The following is a 17366-nucleotide window of genomic DNA, read 5'->3' on the forward strand; positions in this document are numbered from 1 at the left end:
AGGCCGGCGCACCCGGAATCGGGCGTCGCCGCGGTCCTCTGATCGTATCCGCTGCGCTCGGGCGCGACCAACAACCGCCGCGCCACGCCCGGGCGTCCGTCCGCGGACCGGCGGAGGCGGTGAGAAGATCGGGGAATGGATTCAACGGTGAATGTCATCACCCTCGGGGTGCGCAGCCTCGGGGCCTCCCTCGCCTTCTACGCAGACGGGCTGGGATGGACGCCCAAACTCTCCGTCCCGGAGGAGGTGGCCTTCTTCCAGGTGGGCCACGGGCTGCTGCTGTCCCTGTTCCGCATGGACCACCTCGCCGCGGAGGCCGGCGGAGGCGGGCCGGGGAACCCGCAGCTGTTCACCCTCGCCCATAATGTGGACTCTCCGGAGGCGGTCGATGCAGTGCTCCACGAAGCCGCAGCCGCCGGTGGGACGATCGTGGCAGCGGGAACCCAGATGAGCTGGGGCGGGTATTCCGGGTACTTCGCGGATCCTGACGGATTCCGGTGGGAGGTCTGCTACAACCCCGGCCTGAGGGTGGAGCCGGACGGCACCGTGTCCATCGTCGAAATCGCCTGACGGAATCGAAACCCGTGCACCGGCGTTGCACCTATAGGTACTGAAACCACAACAGCACCACTTTTTGCAGCCATCCCAGGAGGAGCACCGTGGATTACACACCAGAAAACGGGACCATCACCATGTTCTCGACGTCGTGGTGCGGCTACTGCCGCCGGCTGAAGTCCCAGCTCACAGCCCAGGGCATCGGCTTCCGCGACATCAACATCGAGGAGACCGAGGGCACGGCCGAACTGGTCGCCTCGCTCAACGGCGGAAACCAGACGGTCCCCACCGTCATCTTCCCCGATGGCTCCACGGCGACGAATCCGTCCGTGGCGGAGGTCAAGACCCGCCTCGGCGTCTAGGCCGCAGCGGCCGGCCGGCGGGCACGTTCCGCCGGCTGCGGCCACTGCCCCGCTGCCGGTCCAGCAGGTCAGGCCCTGCCTGCCGGCCCAAACAGGTCGGGCCCTACCTGCCGGGCCAAACAGGTCCGGACCTACCTGCCGACCCAAACAGGTTCGGCCCTACAGACCCGGCGCCGGAACGAGCCGCACGTGCCGGTCGTAGCCGCCGAGAACCGTTTCCTCAAGATCCCGGACCCGGATGCCCGGGCGAAGATCCTCGGCCGCTCCCGCGGTGGCCGGGTCCCACTTCAGGTCAAGGGCCGAATAGGTGTCGGTGAGCACTGCCCGCAGGGGCGCCGCGTCCTCAATGATCAGCACCGACGAGAACAGCCATGCCCCGGCCACTACCCGCTGCGCCGTTCCCACCAGCTTGATCCGCCCCTGCCCGCCCGCCGGGCCGTGGACACTGAACTCCCCTGGACAGTACTCCCCTGGGATCTCGCCCACCGCGGCGGAGACGCCGGCGTCCCGCAGCGCCCGGGCGAGGAGGCCGCCAAAGAATTCGAAGCGCGCGCGGGTGGCGGCCACCGGATCGGAGGCCGGTTCGATATGGTCGACGACCAGGCAGCCCCGGTGGTATGCGGCGGCCCTTCCGCCGGCCCGGCGCACCACCGGTTCGAAACCCGCCGCCCGTACCTTGCCGCTGGCCTCGGGGAATCCCGGAAGCCGTGCGTCGCGCTGCCCGAAGGCCACCGTCGGTTCCGGGCGGTACAGCCGCAGGGTGGGGCCGCGCCGCCCTGCGGCCACCTCCCTCAGGAGCCCGATGGCCGCGTCGAGGTCCTCGGCGGCACCCGACGTGCGGCGCAGCTGGTGCACCTCAAGCGTGTCCGCTCCCTCCCAGGGGTTCCCCATGGCCTCCGGCTCCGTCCGTTCGTTCCGCGTCGTCCACCTGCGCTCCGGCTCTCCAGCGGGCGGATCGACCCGCCGCTGTGCCGCCAGCGCCCGGCAGCGTGCCCCGCGCCCAATCTATATGACACTCTTGGAGCTGTAAGGTCCGGGCCGCCCCGATGCAGTACCCGCGGCGCTCCGGTTCCGTCTCGCAGCACCGAACTCCACCGGGGGCACTTCATGGACTCAGCGCGCACCTTCGACTCCGTTTCAATCATCTTCAACCCCAACAGCACCGGCGACGCGCCACGGCTCGCCAAGGACCTCCACGATGACTTGGCCCGGCTCCTGTCCTACTCTCCGAAGATCACCCTGCAGCCCACCGAGCGCGCCGGTCATGCAGTGGAACTCGCCCGGGAGGCCGCCCGGCGGGGCAACGCCCTCGTGGTCTCGGTCAGCGGCGACGGTGGGTACAACGAGGTGGTCAACGGGGTGATGCAGAGCGGCAGCAGCGACGCCGTCTGCGCCGTGATGGCCGCGGGGAACGCCAATGACCACCGCCGCACCACCGGGACCAAACCCCTTCCCGAGGCGATCGCCGAGGGCGCAGTGCGGCGCCTCGACCTCCTGAAAATCACGATCGGCGAGGGAGCGGACGCCGAGACAAACTACGCCCACTCCTACATCGGCTTCGGACTTACGCCCGTGGTGGCCATCGACCTCGAAAAGGGAAGCAAGGGCGCCCTCAAGGAAATGGTGACGGTGGTGCGCACCTTCGCGAAGTTCAAGCCCTTCGAGATCCGCCAGACTGACGGGGTCCACCGCAGGTTCGACAGCCTCGTGCTGGCGAACATCCCGGAGATGGCGAAGTACGCCACCCTCAGCGAGGCAGAGGACCACCCGTCCGACGGACAGTTCGAAGTGGTGGTCTTTCCCCATATGGCCAAGTGGAAGGTGCTGCTGACGGCGCTGCGCGCCGCCTCCAAGGGGCTCGGAAAGCAGCCCAGCGTCAGCAGTTACGAGTTCACCACCGTCAAGCCCATGCCCTACCAGCTCGACGGCGAGGTCAAATCGGCCCCGGCCGAGACGAAGGTTCTGGTCGAGGCCGCCCCGCGCGCCCTGGCCGTCCTCGGCTGAGCCGGGGTCCTGCCCGGCGCGCGGACGGGCGCTGATGAAGTTCATTGAGAACGCCGCGGCGGGGGAACTACGATGAAGGCACCGGTCCGCGGGGAACTCCGCGGATCCGAAGGTTCAGCAGAGGACCTCTCAAGCCGGGCCCAGCGCCCGGCGTCAGAACGCGAGGCAAACCGTGGCAGAACCCACGCTGAACGAATTTGAAGTCGTCTTCGGGCGCGTCAAGGGGCCTGCTCCTGACCCGTGAAACAGCCGACCACGCGGTCGATCTCCTGGCCGAGGCGGCCCGCGACACCATCCCCGGAGCCTTGGGCGCGGGGGTGACGCTGATCTCCGCCGGCACCCCCACAAGCACCGGCTATACCAACCCGCTGGTGGCACGGGTCGACGCCCTGCAGTACGGGCTGAACGAAGGCCCCTGCCTCACCGCCTGGGCCGGGGCCACACCCGTGCTGGTCGACGACACCCGGGCGGAGCCGCGCTGGCCGCGGTGGAGCGCGGCCGCCGCAGCGATCCCGATCCTGTCATGCGTGAGCGTCCCCCTGCAGCGCGGCCGCACTACCATCGGTGCGGTCAAGGTGTACTCGACGGCCCCCGCCGCGTTCGACGCCGGCACCGCGGCCCTGCTGACTCGATTTGCCGCGTCCGCCGCGGCCCTGCTCGGCCATATCCAGACCACCGAGATGCCGCAGCGGATCAGCGCCGGGCTCGCGGCGGCCCTGCGCAGCCGGGACGCCGTCGCCATGGCGCGGGGGGTCCTGATGGCCCGCCTGCACCTCACCGAGGATGAGTCGCTGCCGCGGCTGATCTCTCTGGCGTGCGAGAGCCGGGCACCCCTGGCGGCGGCCGCCCGCACTCTGCTCGCCGGCGGACCGGGTCCGGCCGGGCCGCGGTAGGCCCCAACGCGCAGCGGCGGCTCAGCGCCCTCCGTCGAGCGCTCGGCTGCGCTGCTCCAGCGCCGGTCCACCGTAGGGGTAGTCGCTGAACTGGGGGGCGCTGACAGCGTCGAGCCGGCCCGCCTCCTCCGGAGTCAGTTCCAGCCCGGCGGAGGCGAGGTTGTCTTTCAGCTGGTCCACGGTCCGTGCCCCAAGGATGACCGAGGTGACGGCCGGCTGGCGCGCCACCCAGGCCAGGGCCACCTGCGAGGCGCTGACCCCGCGGGCCTTCGCGGTCTCTCCGACGGCGTCGATGATCCGCCACGTGCGCTCCTGGGCGTTGCGCTGCTCCCAGGCCTCCATCCCGCGCTTGGGGTTCTCCCCCAGCCGGGTGGCTCCCGTGGGCAGGGTGTCCCGCGAGTACTTTCCGCTCAGCCAGCCGCCGCCGAGCGGCGACCACGGCAGCAGGCCCATGCCGGCGTCAAGGGTGGCGGGAACAATCTCGGCTTCGATCTCACGCACCAGCAGGCTGTACTGCGGCTGGAGCGTGACCGGCGCGCTGTACCCCGAGGCCCGTGCGAGCATCACGGCCTTCGTCAGCTGCCATCCGGTGTAGTTGGAGAAGCCGTAGTAGGAGATCTTGCCGCTGCGCACCGCCTCATCGAGGAACCCGAGGGTTTCCTCGAGCGGAGTGAAGGGGTCCCAGGAGTGCACCTGGTAGAGGTCGAGGTGGTCGACGCCGAGGCGGGTCAGTGAGGCCTCGAGCGCCCGGCGCAGGTGCCGGCGGGACAGGCCCAGATCATTGACGCCCTTGCCCATGGGGAACCGGCCCTTGGAGGCGATCACCATCGAGTCGCGCCCGGCCGGATTCCGGGCGAGCCAGCGGCCGATGATCTCCTCGGACGTCCCTGCGGTGTAGACGTCCGCGGTGTCGATCAGGTTCCCGCCGGCGGAGGCGTAGGCGTCGAGGATGCGGTGGGACTCCGCCTCGTCGGCCTCCGCCCCGAACGTCATCGTGCCAAGAGCCAGCGCCGATACTGAGGTGCCGCTGCTGCCAAGTCTCCGGTACTCCATGCGATCCCTTCCGTTGCACTGGTCCTGCGGGCGGCACTACGGCGCCGCCCCGGCTATGGGGCCGGGGCGGAGCAGGTGGTGCTGTAGTGCCGAGGGCACGCCTGGGCTGTGTCCGGGCGTTCCCGCTGCTTCCGACCTTAGTCAGTGACGACGACGTCCCGCCAGAACGCGTAGTGGTCCTTGATGTTCTGGGCCGCGTCCTTGGGCTGCGGGTAGAACCATCCGGCGTCGACGCTCTGCTTGCCGTCCGCCTCGAGGGTGACGTAGTGGGCCTGGCCCTTCCATGGGCAGGTGGTCTGCGTGGGGCTGGGCCGGAGGAACTCCTCCCTGATGGAGTCCTTCGGGAAGTAGTGGTTGCCCTCGACCATAACCGTAGTTGCGGATTCCGCGATGACCTGGTTGTTCCAGACTGCCTTTGGCATAGTTCCTGTTCCTTTGGGTTTCGTGCGCACGGACCGTTCCGGCCCACTTGTTCCAACGACCGGACGGCACTGACCATTCCGGAATTACAGCGGGCGGACCGTGAGGATCTGCTCGGACCGGCCGAAGGGCCCGTTCAGATCGTGAAGGACGCTGGAGGTGAGCCCCACCCCGTCCGCCCCGAACGTCACCCTCGTGTCCAGGCCGAGCCAGGACCCGGAGGGCGGGCGGTGGAAGTGCAGTTGGAGGTCGACGTTGGGGAACATCCAGCTGCCCGTGCCCGGCCGGACCCGGGCGGCGATCCCGTTGGCCGCATCCACCATGCCGCACAGGCGCACGAGGTCCGGAGTCGGTCCGTCATCGACGAGCTCCAGCGGTGTCCGCAGCCAGATGCGGCCCCGGCCCGGGCGGTGGCCGGGCACCACGCGGAACTCGAGGGATTCGATGAAGCCGCCGGGCCACTGCGTCATGCCGTCGTAGGGGCCCGCCTCGTCGGGCCCGGGCATCCGGTCATCCTCGAGGGCGGCGACCTCTGCGGTGTCGGTCCGGGCCAGCCGCCACGCCCTCGCGGTGACCGCCGTGCGGCCCTGGGCGCGCAGTTCGGCCTGGAGCAGTTCGATCGTCCGCCCCGGCCGGAGGACGCGGGTGGCAACTTCGAACTCGCCACCGGGAATCATTCCCAGGATGTCGAACCCGACCCTGGCCAGCTGCAGGTCCGGGCGGGGTTCGCAGTCCAGCAGGCTTTGCACAAGCAGTCCCGCCACGGGCGCCATGTGCTGCTCCCCGGGATTCCAGGCTCCCTGGGCATGGCCGGTCGACTCAAACCGGCCCTCCCCCAACGAACGGTAGTACGAGCCGGACATGCGCTGCTCCTTCGGGAATCTCAAGGTGGACGGCGCCGACCCTGCTCCGGCGCACCCGCACCATGCTAGTGCAGCCACCCCTTCCGCCCGCGCCATCCGAGGCGACGGCCCGGCGCGGATTCCACGCCTTCGAAGAACCGTTTTCTCCCGTCGGAATAGAGCGACGGATCGTGGGGTTGTCGCAAACGAGGCCCAGCCCAGCGCCGGCGCTCCCGCCCGGGAGTAGTGGGGCCGCCGCGGTATGCGGCAGAAGCAAAAGTAGGCGCGGTCTTAGCAGAAAGAGAATTCATGGCTCGCAGCACGTCACCCCAGGTGTCCCAAGATCCACCTTCGGCAGAGCCGGCACCGTTGCCGGCCGGACCCGAGGTTTCGGCAAAGGACCGCTTGGTCATCCGACTCCTCATCGTCTCGGCGTTCGTCGTCATCCTCAACGAAACGATCACCGGCGTCGCCATTCCACGTCTAGTGCAGGACCTCGGCATTACGGTCAGCGCCGGGCAGTGGCTCAGCACCGCGTTCCTCCTGACGATGGCAGTGGTCATCCCGATCACGGGCTACCTCCTGCAGCGCTTCAATACCCGCTCGCTGTTCCTGGTCGCCATGTCGCTTTTCAGCGCCGGCACTCTGCTGGCCGCCCTCGCACCGGGCTTCGCCACCCTCGTGGCCGGCCGGGTGATCCAGGCCAGCGGCACCGCAATCATGCTGCCCCTGCTGATGACCACCGTCATGACCCTCGTGCCGGCGGCCAACCGTGGGCGCACCATGGGCAACATTTCCATCGTGATCTCCGTGGCCCCCGCGGTCGGTCCCACCGCCGCGGGCGCGATCCTCAGCGTCCTGGACTGGCGCTGGATGTTCTGGCTTGTCCTGCCCATCGCGCTGGTCTCCCTCATCCTGGGCGCCACGAAGATGACGAACGTCACCTCCCCCCGCAAGAGTGCAATCGACGTGCTGTCGGTGATCCTCTCGGCCCTGGCCTTCGGCGGCATCGTGTACGGCTTCAGCCGGCTCGGCGAGGCCGGTGCTGAAGCCGCTGTTCCCGCGTGGGTTCCCCTGGCGGTCGGCATCGTCTTCCTGGCGCTGTTCATCACGCGCCAGATCCGGCTCCAGCGCGCCGACCGTGCACTGCTCGACCTGCGCACGTTCACCTCACGCAACTTCACCCTCGCGATCCTGACCACGTTCCTCGCCTTCATGGCCCTGTTCGGGACGATCATCCTCCTGCCGATCTACGTCCAGAGCGTGCTGGGTGAGTCGCCGCTGGTCGCTGGTCTGCTGCTGCTTCCCGGTGGCGTCCTGATCGGTGTCCTCGGACCGTGGACGGGACGGGTCTTCGACCGCCGGGGACCGCGCGTCCTGCTGGTGCCGGGGTCGCTGCTGATCGGGGCCTCCTTCGTGGCCCTGAGCTTCGCCTCGGAAACCACGCCGATCTACCTCGTGCTGATCGCCCACATCATCTGGAGCCTGGGCCTTGCCCTGATGCTGACCCCGCTGCTGACCTCGGCGCTCGGATCGGTGAAGCCGAACCTGTACTCCCACGCCAGTGCCGTCTTCGGCACCGTGCAGCAGATCGCCGGCGCCGTTGGCACGGCGCTGTTCATCTCGGTGACCACCATCGTCGCGGGTAACCTGGCGGCCTCAGGGCAGTCGGAGACGGCGGCCCTGGCCGGCGGCATCCAGGTGGCCTTCATCTGGGGAGCGGGCATCTCGCTGGCCGCCGTGATTGCGGCCATCTTCGTGCGCAAGCCCGAGAACGCGCCGGACCCCGAGGCCGTGCCGGCGCACTAGGCTCCGGCCTAGGAGGAGCTGATGCTCTCCTCCGCAGCGGCCCGGCGGACGGTGATCATGCCGTCGTCGACCCTCGCCTCATACACGGGCTGCGGGTTGCTCGCCGGGCCGCGGACCACGGTTCCGTCGTCGAACCGGAAGGTACTGCCGTGCCAGGGACAGGTGACGCAGCCGTTGGCGATCTCGCCCTCCTCGAGCGGGCCGCCGAGGTGGCTGCACACGCTGTCCATGGCGCGGACGGTGCCCCCGTCGCGGTACAGCAGGATCGAGACGCCGTCGGCCTCCACCACCCGGCGCTCGCCGTCGGCCAGCTCCCCGTCGGTCAGCACAGGCGTCCACGCCTCGGGGCCTTCGCGCCAGGCGGTGCGGTTGACGTTCACGCCGCGCGCATAGCTCAGGTGCCCGCCCAGGTAGGCGCTGAACAGCAGGGCCCCGCACCCGCCGACACCCAGCAGGGTGCCGGCGGTGCGGCTGCCCCGGCGCCGGGCCACCGCCGACAGGCTGTAGAGGGTCAGGGCGGTGCTGTTCCCGACAGCGTGGACAAGGCCCACCCTGCTGTCCTTGCCGACGGTGTCCGCCCAGTCATTCGCTCCGGTGATCGCCGTCGGGATGGCGGAGGCGATGCCCACTCCCACGAGGAGGTCCGCCGAGTGCTCCGAGTCCCGGCCGCCCACCAGGTCGAGCAGGGTCGCCATGGTCCAGGCCCCGGTGGGGATGTCGGTCAGGACCGGATGCAGCCGGTGCCCCAAAGCCGTGCCACTCAGCGCATTGCGCAGGACGCGCGGCCTCAGGGTCTTCTCAACGGCCGAAGCGACCGGGGCTGCGACGGTATCGAGGGGCTTGAATTTCTCAAGGGCTTCGACCATCGAGTGCAGCAGGTTCACGGGGATCTCCTTCGGGTCGGCGGCCCACGCGGGGCTCCCTGGAGCCGGGAGACCGCAGGGCGGTAACCCTTATTGTCCGCGGCGCCCGCGGTGCCGCAACCCGCCGGACCGAAGCTAAATTTCCCTTGGAGCAACGGAACGGCACTGGCACAATGCCGCGTCGCGGCGGCGCGGCAGCCGCACAGCTCCATCCATAAAATCATCAGTTGGCTTATGGTTGGTTTCATGAGTTTCAACGACAACGTCCGCCTGGACCCTTCACGCGTAAGCGACCGGCGTGGCCGCGGCCGCGGTCTGGCTGTGGGCGGCGGTCTCGGCGGCGGGCTGGTGCTGATCCTCTCCCTCCTGTTCGGACCGGAGGTGGTGGGCCAGCTCGGCCTCGACGACGGAACCGGCCAGGGCCAGGGCAGCGGCGCCGGCACGCCGGAGGCGATCACCTCGTGCCAGACCGGCGCCGACGCTAATGAACGCCTTGACTGCCGCATCCTCGCCACCGCCGAAAGCCTCGACAGTTTCTGGCTGCCCTACCTGGACCAGTACGGCGTCGAGTACAGCGCACCCGGGGTGGCCCTGTTCGGCGGCCAGACGGACACCGGGTGCGGCAGCGCCACCAGCGCCGTGGGGCCTTTCTACTGCCCCGTGGACCAGCAGACCTACTACGACACCGCGTTCTTCGACGACCTCGTCACCCGGTTCGGATCCTCCGGGGGCCCGCTGGCACAGGAGTACGTGATCGCCCACGAGTTCGGGCACCACATCCAGAACCTCACCAACACCCTCGAGGCCGGCCGCCAGGACCCCCAGGGGCCGGAGTCCGGTGCCGTCCGGGTCGAACTGCAGGCCGACTGCTATGCGGGCCTGTGGGCAGCCCACGCCTCGAGCACCCCCGACCCGGAGACGGGCGAGCCTTTTCTGCGGGAATTCACTCCAGAGGACCTGCGCGATGCGCTGTCGGCGGCGTCGGCCGTTGGCGATGACCGCATCCAGGAGGCAGCGACCGGCCAAGTCAACCCCGAGGTGTGGACCCACGGCTCCAGCGAGCAGCGCCAGGCCTGGTTCCTCGAGGGCTACCGCACCGGCGACATCAACGCCTGCGACACTTTCCGGGCACCGGACCTCAGCCCCTGACCTCAGACCGCTGGACCGCAGCCCCGCCACCGTCTTCCGAGGAGAACGATCAGCATGCACCTACCCGTGATGCCGCCGGTGACCCCGATGCTGGCCAAGTCGGTTGCCCGGATCCCCGAGGGCGGACTGCTGTACGAGCCGAAGTGGGACGGTTTCCGCTCGATCGTCTTCCGCGACGGGGACGAGGTCGAAATCGGCTCGCGCAACGGCAACCCGATGACCCGGTACTTCCCCGAAGTCGTTGAGGCGGTCCGGGCCAACCTTCCGGAGCGCTGCGTCCTCGACGGCGAACTGGTCGTCGTCAGCGGGGCGCGGCTCGACTTCGAAGCGCTCCAGCAGCGCATCCATCCCGCCGCGCGCCGCGTCGCGCTGCTTGCCCGTGAGACCCCTGCCCACTTCGTCGCCTTCGACCTGCTCGCCCTCGATGACGAGGACCTCACGGGGAGGCCCTTCCGGGAACGCCGGGCGCTGCTCGAGAAGCACCTTGCTGCCGCCCGTCCGCCGGTGCACCTCACGCCCGCCTCCACCGACTCCGCCGTGGCCGGTGAATGGTTCTCCCAGTTCGAGGGCGCCGGCCTGGACGGGGTCGTCGCCAAGCCGCTCGACGGGCCTTACGAGCCGAACAAGCGCTCGATGTTCAAGGTCAAGCACGAGCGCACCGCCGACTGCGTGGTAGCCGGCTACCGCACCCACAAGGCCGACGCCGAAGGCATCGGTTCCCTGCTCCTGGGGCTCTACACCGACGACGGTGACCTCATGGCCGTCGGGGTGGTCGGCGCGTTCACCGCCGCCCGCCGCCGTGAGCTGTTCCGGGAACTTCAGCCCCTGGTCACCGCGCCGGAGGATCACCCCTGGGCCGCCGCCCGGGAGGACGACGGAATCCGCACTCCGTTCAACGCGGAAGGCAGCCGCTGGGCCGCCGGCCGGGACCTGTCCTTTACTCCCCTGCGCCCTGAGCGGGTCCTCGAGGTCCGCTACGACCACATGGAGGGCGCGCGGTTCCGCCACACCGCCCAGTTCAACCGCTGGCGCCCGGACCGGGATCCGGCCTCCTGCACCTTCGGCCAGCTTGAGGAACCCGTGCGCTTCGACCTCGCCGCCGTCCTTTCCGGCGGCACACCGGCCGGAACCGCCCCTACCACCGGACCCTGATCCGCCCGGGTTGGTCCCCGGAGTGAGGTGCGCCATGCTGGTGCGGAAGCCAGCACCACCGACGAGGGAGTCCCATGACCAGCACCGACCGGCAGATCGTCTTCGTCACGGGGGCCAGCCGCGGCGTGGGGCGCGGCATCGCCCGCGCCTTCGGTGAGGCCGGTGCCACCGTCTACGTCGGTGGGCGCACCACCGAGGAGGGAACCGCGCCTTCGCGGATGCCCGGGACCATCACCGAAACCGCTCGGCTCGTCACCGAGGCCGGCGGCACCGGCATCCCGCTGCGCCTGGATGTCACCGATGACGCCCAACTCATGGAGGCGTTCGCCCGCATCGAGTCGGAGCAGGGCCGGCTCGACGTCCTCGCCAACACCGCCTGGGGCGGCTACGAGCGCTTCACCGACGGAAGTGAGTTCAACCCGGGCCCGTTCTGGGAACAGCCGCTCGGCCTGTGGGACTCGATGCACCGGGCGGGCCTGAGGGCGCACTTCGTCGCCTCATCCCGCGCCGCGCCGCTGATGGTCCGCGCCGGGAGGGGCCTGATCGTCACCCTTTCCTCCTTCGCCGGGCAGGTCTTCGTCCCTCCGGTTCCCTATGGCGTCGCCCACGCGGCCATCGATCGCCTGGCCGCCGACATGGCCGTCGACCTTCGGGACCACGGCGTCTCCTCGATCGCCCTCTACCCGGGGCTTGTTCTCACCGAGAGCGTGGTTGCGAACCTTCAGTACTTTGAGCACGAAACCAACCGGGAAACTCCGCTGTTCGTCGGGAGAACCGTCGTTGCGCTGGCCGCCGACCCGGACGTGCTGCGCCTTAGCGGACTTGCCCTGGTCGCCGCCGAGGCGGCCGCGGCCTACGGGGTGCGCGACGAGGACGGCCACCTGCCCTCCTCCAACCGCCAGGCCATCACGGGAGCCCCGACGGCGGCCTTCCCCAACCCCTTCGACCGCCCGGAGGGCACCGCACGGCAGACGGCGAATCGGGACCAATGGCCCTCCTGACTGCCGCCCAGGAAGACGATACTGATGCAGGGGACCGGTCCGGTCTCATACCGGACCGCTGGTCGACACTCCAGTGCGGATCCGGGCTACCCGGATCCGCAGAACCAAACACCCATAGGATCGGACGCCGCTTCCATGCCCTCCTCCAACGGCGCGCTCACCGCGCCCCGTACCCGGCCCGCCCCAACCCAACAAAGCCCCACCCAACAAAGCCCAACCCGACAAAGCCCGACGCCGCAGCCACGGGTTCCGTCCTGCCTGCAGTGCGGCACGGATAACTTCCTGACCTATTCCTCCTACCTGCCGCCCGCGAAGACGCCGGACGGAGGTACGGAGCCGGCACAGACCTTCTACACGTGCACCCGCTGCGGGACGGCGGGCGGACACGAGGTCCCCTCCGGGTGGCGGCCACCCGGCTGGTTCTACTGCACCTGAGGACGCACTCCGGCAGGAACATCTTTCCGGCCGCCGGCAGCGCGGCACCCTCTGGTCGAAGAGGCGCCCCTTTCGACCCGGGCCCATAGCTTGGATGCGGGCCCGCCGCCGCGCTGCGGTCCGGTCAGGGCGGTCCGGTCAGGGTCCGCCGAGGATGGCGCGCGCCCCTGCCGCGATGATGCCGGAGTCGGTCGCCACCGCGATCCGGTCGAAGCCGAGGGCCCGCAGGATACGGGCGCGCTCCGGATCGCCGGCGAAGATGCCTGCCGCCTTCCCGGCCGCGGACGACGCGGCGGCGATTTCGGCCAAGGGGCCGTCCCCGTCGGCCAGCAGGGCGTCAACGGTGGTGCCCAACGACAGGGCAAGGTCGAACGGCCCGACGAACAGGAGGTCGACGCCGGGCACCTCGGCAATCGCACCGAGGTTTGCCAGCGCCGCTGCGGATTCGATCATGACACCGAGCTGGGGAGCAGCCGCAGCAGGCGGTGCCGCCTCGTGGCCCCAGAGCGGTGCCAGCGGGCCCCAGCTGCGGGAGCCCTGCGGCGGATACCTGCCGGCGTCCACCACCTGGCGGGCCTGGTCGGCGGTATCGATTTGGGGCACGATCACCGCGGAAGCGCCGGCATCGAGGGCAAGACCGATGCCGGCCGGGTCGGGGCCCGCGGTGCGGACCGCGAAGGCGAGACCGGCGCCGGCCAGGGCGCGCCCGTTGTCGATCAGCGAGCGCCGGTCGAACCTGCCGTGCTGGGCGTCGAGGGCCACCCAGTCGAAACCCGACCGGGCAAGCGCGAGAACGGTGTCCACGTCGTCGCGGATGCACCAGACTCCGGACGACCCGGGACCAATGGCTGTCATTGGGAGGGTCCCGCCGGCGTGCCGGGGCAGCAGGAGCACGATGGCTCCCCGGGGGCTGTCGGGACCGAACCCTCCCCCGGGCTGGAACTGACCGCAGCCGCCGCCGATGTCGCCGCAACAACCGGTGTCGGAGGAACGGCAGGTGTTGCCGCAGCCACTGGGGGCGCGCAGCAGGTCTCGCCCTTCCACGCCTCCCGGCCCTCCTTTACGGCAATCGCGGCAATGATCAGCGCGGCGACCGGATCGGCCCAGGACCACCCCAGCGTGGAGTTGAGCAGCAGCCCTCCGAGCAGGACCGCGGAGAGGTAGGTGCACAGCAGGGTCTGTTTCGAGTCGGCCACGGCCGAGCGGGACCCGAGCTCGCGTCCTGCCCGGCGCTGCGCGAGGGAGAGGAACGGCATGACCACGAGGCTGGCCGCGGCCAGGGCGATGCCGACCGGCGAGTGCTGGGCTTCGCTGCCGACGGCGAGCGCGCGCACCGCGTCGATCGTGACGAAGGCGGCCAAGCCGAAGAACGAGAACGCGATGAACCGCAGCGCCTTCGGTTCGCGGGCCTCGGGATCGGGTCCGGCGAACTGCCACGCCACGGCCGCTGCGGAGAGCACCTCGACCACCGAGTCGAGCCCGAACGCCAGCAGCGCTCCAGACGAGGCGACGGTTCCGGCGCCGAGCGCCACCACCGCTTCAATGACGTTATAGGTGATGGTCGCCGCCACCAGGAGCCGGATCCGCCGGGCCAGGAGCCGCCGTCGGCCATCGGACGCCAGCGGTGCCGCTGCGCCAGTGGCGCCCGACCGGCTGCCGGATGCTGTTCCGGCGGGGAAGGCTGGATGGGTTGGCATCTCCACCCGCCACACGATACCGGCTGCCGGCAGCGCGGGTCAGGGGCCGGCGGCCCGGATACGTAGGCTTTCGACGCGCATGCCGTTATGCTTCAGCGGATGAGGCGGTCCGGTGGCCGTCCGGCACGTACCGCCGCCTCATCCTGGCACGAGGGGAAGCCATGAGCGCAGGGCACGGAACCGACACAGCTCCAACGGCGGGCGGGGCCTTGGGCGCTCCACCGGCACCCCCTCCTCCGCCCCTCCGGAATGCCTCATCACAAAAGGCACTGTCCCGAAGGGTCCTCCCAGCAGTGGGGCTCGCCGTTGCGGGACTGGCCGCCGCCGCGTGGGTGCTTGATCCCGGCCCGTTGGGAAGGGCCCATGACTCGGGTGCTGGAGTATGCATGCCGAAGCCGACCGAGGGCTATGCGGCGGCGGGCCAGATTGTCCTGGTGAACAGCTCGCGGCACCCCGTGACGTTGAAGAAGGTCGAACTGCAGGAGCCGCAGGGCCTTGACCTCGTCGAGGCGCACCTGCTGATGGTGGAGGAGGGCGCGGGAGCCACCTTCGGTGCCGGGTCGACAGTTCCGCGCGATGTCCAGCACCGCCGGTGGTGGGCTGCCGCCGAACCTGCCGTGGGTAGTGAAATCCCCGCCGGGGCCACCGGGAACCTCGTCCTCGCGGTCACCGACGGTGCCGGTGGCGGCGGCGTCACCGACGGGGCCCGGGTCACCTACTCCACCGGATTCCGCAGCTACACGCTGACGTACGACTTCGGGATCACCCTCGCGGCCGACGCCTGCCCCTGAGCCTGCCCGGGAATCGAACACCCCATCAGGGGGCGCGCCGGGAGGAACCGGCGTAGGCTTAATTTGCGGTCCGGTTTCCGGGCTCAGGACCATCATCGCGGAGGGTGGCGACGAGTATGGGCGTGCGCATCAGGGACCTCCTGGGCCGGCATCTCGGCGAGCTGCGGTATGAACCGACAGCCAAGCGCATCCGGGGGATGCTCGATGGCCAGACCCTTTTCGACAGCCGGAAGGCGTTGCTTGTCTGGGAACCACGGCGTGTCCTTCCCACCTATGCCGTCCCGGTGGGGGACGTTTCCTGCGAGCTGGTGCCGGAGGCCTCTCCGCCGGCTGAGGCAGGCCCGGACCAGCCGATTGAACTTCCCGATGTCGCAACGAGTGCTCCCCTGCTGAGTCCCACCGTCCCGTTCCGGGTCCACGCCGGCGCAGGCGTTGCGCTGAAGGCGCGGATGCCCGGAAGCGCCGCGGCCGCCGAGGCCTTCCGCCCGGACGATGCCGACCTGCGGGATTACGTCATCTTTTCCTTCGACTCGCTCGACGCGTGGCTTGAAGAGGATGAGGAGATCATCGGGCATCCGCGGGATCCCTACTGGCGGGTCGACCGGCGCCGCAGTTCCCTCGAGGTCGAACTGCGGCTCGACGGGCACACGCTCGCCTCGACGAACCGCCCGCTGCTGGTGTTCGAGACGATGCTGCCGGTGCGCTATTACTTCCCGGCCGACGCCGTCCGGGTGACGCTCGTCCCGAGTGAGACCCGCTCGATCTGCCCGTACAAGGGCCGGGCCAGGTACTGGAACGTCGAGCTGCCCGAGAAGACCTACCCCGACCTCGCCTGGACCTATGCTGAGCCGTTCATCGAAACCGCTGACCTTCAGGGGCTCGTCTGCTTCTACGAGGAACGGGCCGATCTTCTGCTGGACGGCGTGCCGCAGCCGCGCCGCCGGACACCCTGGAGCTGACGGGACCGCCGGCAGCTCCGCGCCCGCCCCGGTGGGCGCGGGCATACTCCTGGGCGCAGAACACGGTGATCAGGGCCGCCTCGGCCAGTGCGCCGCCGTAGTACATCAGGTAGGCCCCGGTTTCGGCCTCGCCGGCCGGAACACCCGGCGGTGGATACGCGTAGAGGTACTTCGCGAGGACGCCGTGCCCGGCGAGCGCGGCAAGGAGCACCGCCGTCCGCAGGCGGAACCCGGCCCGGTGCGGGTTGGGGTCGACGCCGATGATGGCGTTGGTGAAAAGACAGCCCGCCAGGAGGAAATGGAGCTGTACCCCCGCATGTCCGGCGCCGGAGCCGAGGGCCCCCGCGGCCGGGGTGGTGTACAGAAGCCAGAGGCCTCCGGTATTCAGGACGCCGGCCGGGACCGGATGGGCAAGCACGCGCAGGGGCACGGACCTGAGGATGCCGGAGAGCCGACGGGCGCGCCCGACGGCGAGCGTCCGCAGGGCCAGCGTAACCGGTGCGGCCAGAACCAGCAGGAGAGGGGCGGCCATGCCCACCAGGAGGTGGGAGCCCATATGGGCCGGGAAGCTGCCCGGGGCCGGGCCGAGGAAACCGAGGGCAGCCGGGCCGAGGAATCCGAGGGCGGCCGCGGCCACCCCCGCCGACCAGAGCACGCTGCGGTACACCGGCCAGGGCCGTCCGGCGCGCCGTGCACCGGCGGCCGCCGCAAGGTAGAGCACCAGCGCGGCCAGGAACGGGAGGGCTCCAAGCAGCAGGACGCCGGCGCCCGCGCCGGAGTGCTCATGCATCGGGCCGGGCCGCCCGCCTGCCGCTTCCGGTCCTCCGCCGACGGCGGGCAACGGCTCCGGCAAGGACGGCGCCGAGCAGGAGCAGCGCCAGGGCCGCCGCGTTCCAGGCCAGGTCGTAGGGAAGCACGTCCACGCCATACCGGATCTGGTGGAACCGGAGCACCTTGTGGTTGATGAGCCCGTCGAACAGCTGGAACCCGCCCGCGCCAAGGAACAGCCCGGCCAGAGCGGCGCCGGCCGACGCCGCTCCACGGCGGAGTGTCGAGGCCAGCAGGAAGAACCCGGCGATGAGCAGGAACAGTTCGACGGCGTGCAGCACCCCGTCCGAGACGAGGCCGACAGTGCCTCCGGCCCGGTCGTAGAAGTGGTGCCAGGCCAGCAGCTGGTGAAAGACGATCTCGTCGACGGCCGCCATCATCCCCACCCCGATCATCGCTCCCGCCCACATCGAATGGTCGCGGCGCAGCGGTCGGCCTACCTGGGCATCGGTTGGCAATCCTCTGTCCTCCCTCCAGGGCCCGCGTGCGGCACCGCGCCGCCCGGACGCCCATCCGGCCGCCTACCGGGTCCGGCCCCTCCCAGCCTCGCACG

Annotated in this window: 19 protein-coding genes; 10 read left to right on the forward strand and 9 right to left on the reverse strand. The window is 70.2% G+C overall.

Features of this window, described 5'->3' with window-relative positions:
- Positions 1 to 135: 135 nt before the first annotated feature.
- Both E2F48_RS14575 and E2F48_RS14580 read left to right on the forward strand, forming a co-directional pair.
- The gene (locus E2F48_RS14575) at positions 136 to 570 is read left to right on the forward strand and encodes a VOC family protein (RefSeq protein ID WP_133404694.1); all 435 of its coding nucleotides are present in this window, start codon (positions 136 to 138) and stop codon (positions 568 to 570) included.
- A gap of 89 nt (positions 571 to 659) precedes the next feature.
- Positions 660 to 917, forward strand: coding sequence for a mycoredoxin (locus tag E2F48_RS14580; RefSeq protein ID WP_133404695.1), 258 nt, complete (start codon positions 660 to 662; stop codon positions 915 to 917).
- Between the two features lie 159 nt (positions 918 to 1076).
- Here the strand turns inward: E2F48_RS14580 and E2F48_RS14585 are convergent, their stop codons facing one another.
- The gene (locus tag E2F48_RS14585) at positions 1077 to 1808 is read right to left on the reverse strand and encodes a lipoate--protein ligase family protein (protein WP_133404696.1); all 732 of its coding nucleotides are present in this window, start codon (positions 1806 to 1808) and stop codon (positions 1077 to 1079) included.
- Positions 1809 to 2024: 216 nt separating this feature from the next.
- Here E2F48_RS14585 and E2F48_RS14590 point away from each other — a divergent pair, with 216 nt between their 5' ends.
- Both E2F48_RS14590 and E2F48_RS14595 read left to right on the forward strand, forming a co-directional pair.
- Positions 2025 to 2921 carry a diacylglycerol/lipid kinase family protein gene (locus tag E2F48_RS14590; RefSeq protein WP_133404697.1) on the forward strand — a complete coding sequence of 299 codons (897 nt, stop codon included), beginning with the start codon at positions 2025 to 2027 and terminating at the stop codon, positions 2919 to 2921.
- Between the two features lie 197 nt (positions 2922 to 3118).
- Positions 3119 to 3814 (forward strand): GAF and ANTAR domain-containing protein, encoded by a 696-nt coding sequence (locus E2F48_RS14595; protein ID WP_133404698.1) that lies wholly within the window; start codon positions 3119 to 3121, stop codon positions 3812 to 3814.
- A 21-nt stretch (positions 3815 to 3835) separates the two neighbouring features.
- Here the strand turns inward: E2F48_RS14595 and E2F48_RS14600 are convergent, their stop codons facing one another.
- From E2F48_RS14600 to E2F48_RS14610, 3 genes are all read right to left on the reverse strand, one after another.
- Positions 3836 to 4867 (reverse strand): aldo/keto reductase, encoded by a 1032-nt coding sequence (locus tag E2F48_RS14600; protein ID WP_133404699.1) that lies wholly within the window; start codon positions 4865 to 4867, stop codon positions 3836 to 3838.
- Between the two features lie 137 nt (positions 4868 to 5004).
- The gene (locus E2F48_RS14605) at positions 5005 to 5289 is read right to left on the reverse strand and encodes a DUF427 domain-containing protein (RefSeq protein ID WP_133404700.1); all 285 of its coding nucleotides are present in this window, start codon (positions 5287 to 5289) and stop codon (positions 5005 to 5007) included.
- Between the two features lie 84 nt (positions 5290 to 5373).
- The gene (locus E2F48_RS14610; RefSeq protein WP_133404701.1) at positions 5374 to 6150 is read right to left on the reverse strand and encodes a thioesterase family protein; all 777 of its coding nucleotides are present in this window, start codon (positions 6148 to 6150) and stop codon (positions 5374 to 5376) included.
- Between the two features lie 288 nt (positions 6151 to 6438).
- Here E2F48_RS14610 and E2F48_RS14615 point away from each other — a divergent pair, with 288 nt between their 5' ends.
- Entirely contained in the window at positions 6439 to 7938 is a 1500-nt protein-coding gene (locus tag E2F48_RS14615) for an MDR family MFS transporter (protein ID WP_133404702.1), read from the forward strand.
- Positions 7939 to 7946: 8 nt separating this feature from the next.
- Here E2F48_RS14615 and E2F48_RS14620 read toward each other — a convergent pair whose 3' ends face one another.
- Positions 7947 to 8822: a Rieske (2Fe-2S) protein gene (locus E2F48_RS14620; protein ID WP_133404703.1), complete on the reverse strand. Its 876-nt coding sequence runs from the start codon at positions 8820 to 8822 to the stop codon at positions 7947 to 7949.
- Between the two features lie 225 nt (positions 8823 to 9047).
- Here E2F48_RS14620 and ypfJ point away from each other — a divergent pair, with 225 nt between their 5' ends.
- The 3 genes from ypfJ (at position 9048) to E2F48_RS14635 (ending at position 12103) form a co-directional block, all read left to right on the forward strand.
- Positions 9048 to 9950, forward strand: a complete 903-nt coding sequence (ypfJ, locus tag E2F48_RS14625; protein ID WP_133404704.1) for a KPN_02809 family neutral zinc metallopeptidase — start codon at positions 9048 to 9050, stop codon at positions 9948 to 9950.
- A 54-nt stretch (positions 9951 to 10004) separates the two neighbouring features.
- On the forward strand, positions 10005 to 11102 hold the full coding sequence (locus E2F48_RS14630; protein ID WP_133404705.1) for an ATP-dependent DNA ligase: 1098 nt from the start codon (positions 10005 to 10007) through the stop codon (positions 11100 to 11102).
- A gap of 74 nt (positions 11103 to 11176) precedes the next feature.
- Positions 11177 to 12103 (forward strand): SDR family NAD(P)-dependent oxidoreductase, encoded by a 927-nt coding sequence (locus E2F48_RS14635; RefSeq protein WP_133404706.1) that lies wholly within the window; start codon positions 11177 to 11179, stop codon positions 12101 to 12103.
- A 573-nt stretch (positions 12104 to 12676) separates the two neighbouring features.
- On the opposite strand, the gene E2F48_RS14640 is transcribed toward E2F48_RS14635, so the two are convergent.
- Both E2F48_RS14640 and E2F48_RS14645 read right to left on the reverse strand, forming a co-directional pair.
- Positions 12677 to 13393 (reverse strand): HpcH/HpaI aldolase family protein, encoded by a 717-nt coding sequence (locus E2F48_RS14640; protein WP_133404707.1) that lies wholly within the window; start codon positions 13391 to 13393, stop codon positions 12677 to 12679.
- Positions 13390 to 14235: a cation diffusion facilitator family transporter gene (locus E2F48_RS14645; protein WP_133404708.1), complete on the reverse strand. Its 846-nt coding sequence runs from the start codon at positions 14233 to 14235 to the stop codon at positions 13390 to 13392. The genes E2F48_RS14640 and E2F48_RS14645 overlap by 4 nt, the downstream gene beginning before the upstream one ends.
- A 386-nt stretch (positions 14236 to 14621) precedes the next feature.
- Here E2F48_RS14645 and E2F48_RS14650 point away from each other — a divergent pair, with 386 nt between their 5' ends.
- On the forward strand, positions 14622 to 15026 hold the full coding sequence (locus E2F48_RS14650) for a hypothetical protein (RefSeq protein WP_133404709.1): 405 nt from the start codon (positions 14622 to 14624) through the stop codon (positions 15024 to 15026).
- A gap of 104 nt (positions 15027 to 15130) precedes the next feature.
- Positions 15131 to 15985, forward strand: a complete 855-nt coding sequence (locus E2F48_RS14655; protein ID WP_221411695.1) for a DUF427 domain-containing protein — start codon at positions 15131 to 15133, stop codon at positions 15983 to 15985.
- Here E2F48_RS14655 and E2F48_RS14660 read toward each other — a convergent pair.
- Positions 15879 to 16775: a cytochrome c oxidase assembly protein gene (locus tag E2F48_RS14660; protein WP_133404710.1), complete on the reverse strand. Its 897-nt coding sequence runs from the start codon at positions 16773 to 16775 to the stop codon at positions 15879 to 15881. The genes E2F48_RS14655 and E2F48_RS14660 overlap by 107 nt on opposite strands.
- Positions 16768 to 17271 carry a DUF2243 domain-containing protein gene (locus E2F48_RS14665; RefSeq protein WP_246019054.1) on the reverse strand — a complete coding sequence of 168 codons (504 nt, stop codon included), beginning with the start codon at positions 17269 to 17271 and terminating at the stop codon, positions 16768 to 16770. The genes E2F48_RS14660 and E2F48_RS14665 overlap by 8 nt, the downstream gene beginning before the upstream one ends.
- Positions 17272 to 17366: the final 95 nt, after the last annotated feature.

The organism is Arthrobacter crusticola (genome assembly GCF_004357995.1).
GTDB lineage: Bacteria > Actinomycetota > Actinomycetes > Actinomycetales > Micrococcaceae > Arthrobacter_D > Arthrobacter_D crusticola.

Coding starts and splice junctions, on each gene's coding strand:
- E2F48_RS14575 (WP_133404694.1), top strand. CDS start 136: ATGGATTCAACGGTGAATGTCATCACCCTCGGGGTGCGCAGCCTCGGG.
- E2F48_RS14585 (WP_133404696.1), bottom strand. CDS start 1,808: ATGGGGAACCCCTGGGAGGGAGCGGACACGCTTGAGGTGCACCAGCTG.
- E2F48_RS14590 (WP_133404697.1), top strand. CDS start 2,025: ATGGACTCAGCGCGCACCTTCGACTCCGTTTCAATCATCTTCAACCCC.
- E2F48_RS14600 (WP_133404699.1), bottom strand. CDS start 4,867: ATGGAGTACCGGAGACTTGGCAGCAGCGGCACCTCAGTATCGGCGCTG.
- E2F48_RS14605 (WP_133404700.1), bottom strand. CDS start 5,289: ATGCCAAAGGCAGTCTGGAACAACCAGGTCATCGCGGAATCCGCAACT.
- E2F48_RS14610 (WP_133404701.1), bottom strand. CDS start 6,150: ATGTCCGGCTCGTACTACCGTTCGTTGGGGGAGGGCCGGTTTGAGTCG.
- E2F48_RS14615 (WP_133404702.1), top strand. CDS start 6,439: ATGGCTCGCAGCACGTCACCCCAGGTGTCCCAAGATCCACCTTCGGCA.
- ypfJ (WP_133404704.1), top strand. CDS start 9,048: ATGAGTTTCAACGACAACGTCCGCCTGGACCCTTCACGCGTAAGCGAC.
- E2F48_RS14630 (WP_133404705.1), top strand. CDS start 10,005: ATGCACCTACCCGTGATGCCGCCGGTGACCCCGATGCTGGCCAAGTCG.
- E2F48_RS14635 (WP_133404706.1), top strand. CDS start 11,177: ATGACCAGCACCGACCGGCAGATCGTCTTCGTCACGGGGGCCAGCCGC.
- E2F48_RS14640 (WP_133404707.1), bottom strand. CDS start 13,393: ATGACAGCCATTGGTCCCGGGTCGTCCGGAGTCTGGTGCATCCGCGAC.
- E2F48_RS14645 (WP_133404708.1), bottom strand. CDS start 14,235: ATGCCAACCCATCCAGCCTTCCCCGCCGGAACAGCATCCGGCAGCCGG.
- E2F48_RS14650 (WP_133404709.1), top strand. CDS start 14,622: ATGCCGAAGCCGACCGAGGGCTATGCGGCGGCGGGCCAGATTGTCCTG.
- E2F48_RS14660 (WP_133404710.1), bottom strand. CDS start 16,775: ATGCATGAGCACTCCGGCGCGGGCGCCGGCGTCCTGCTGCTTGGAGCC.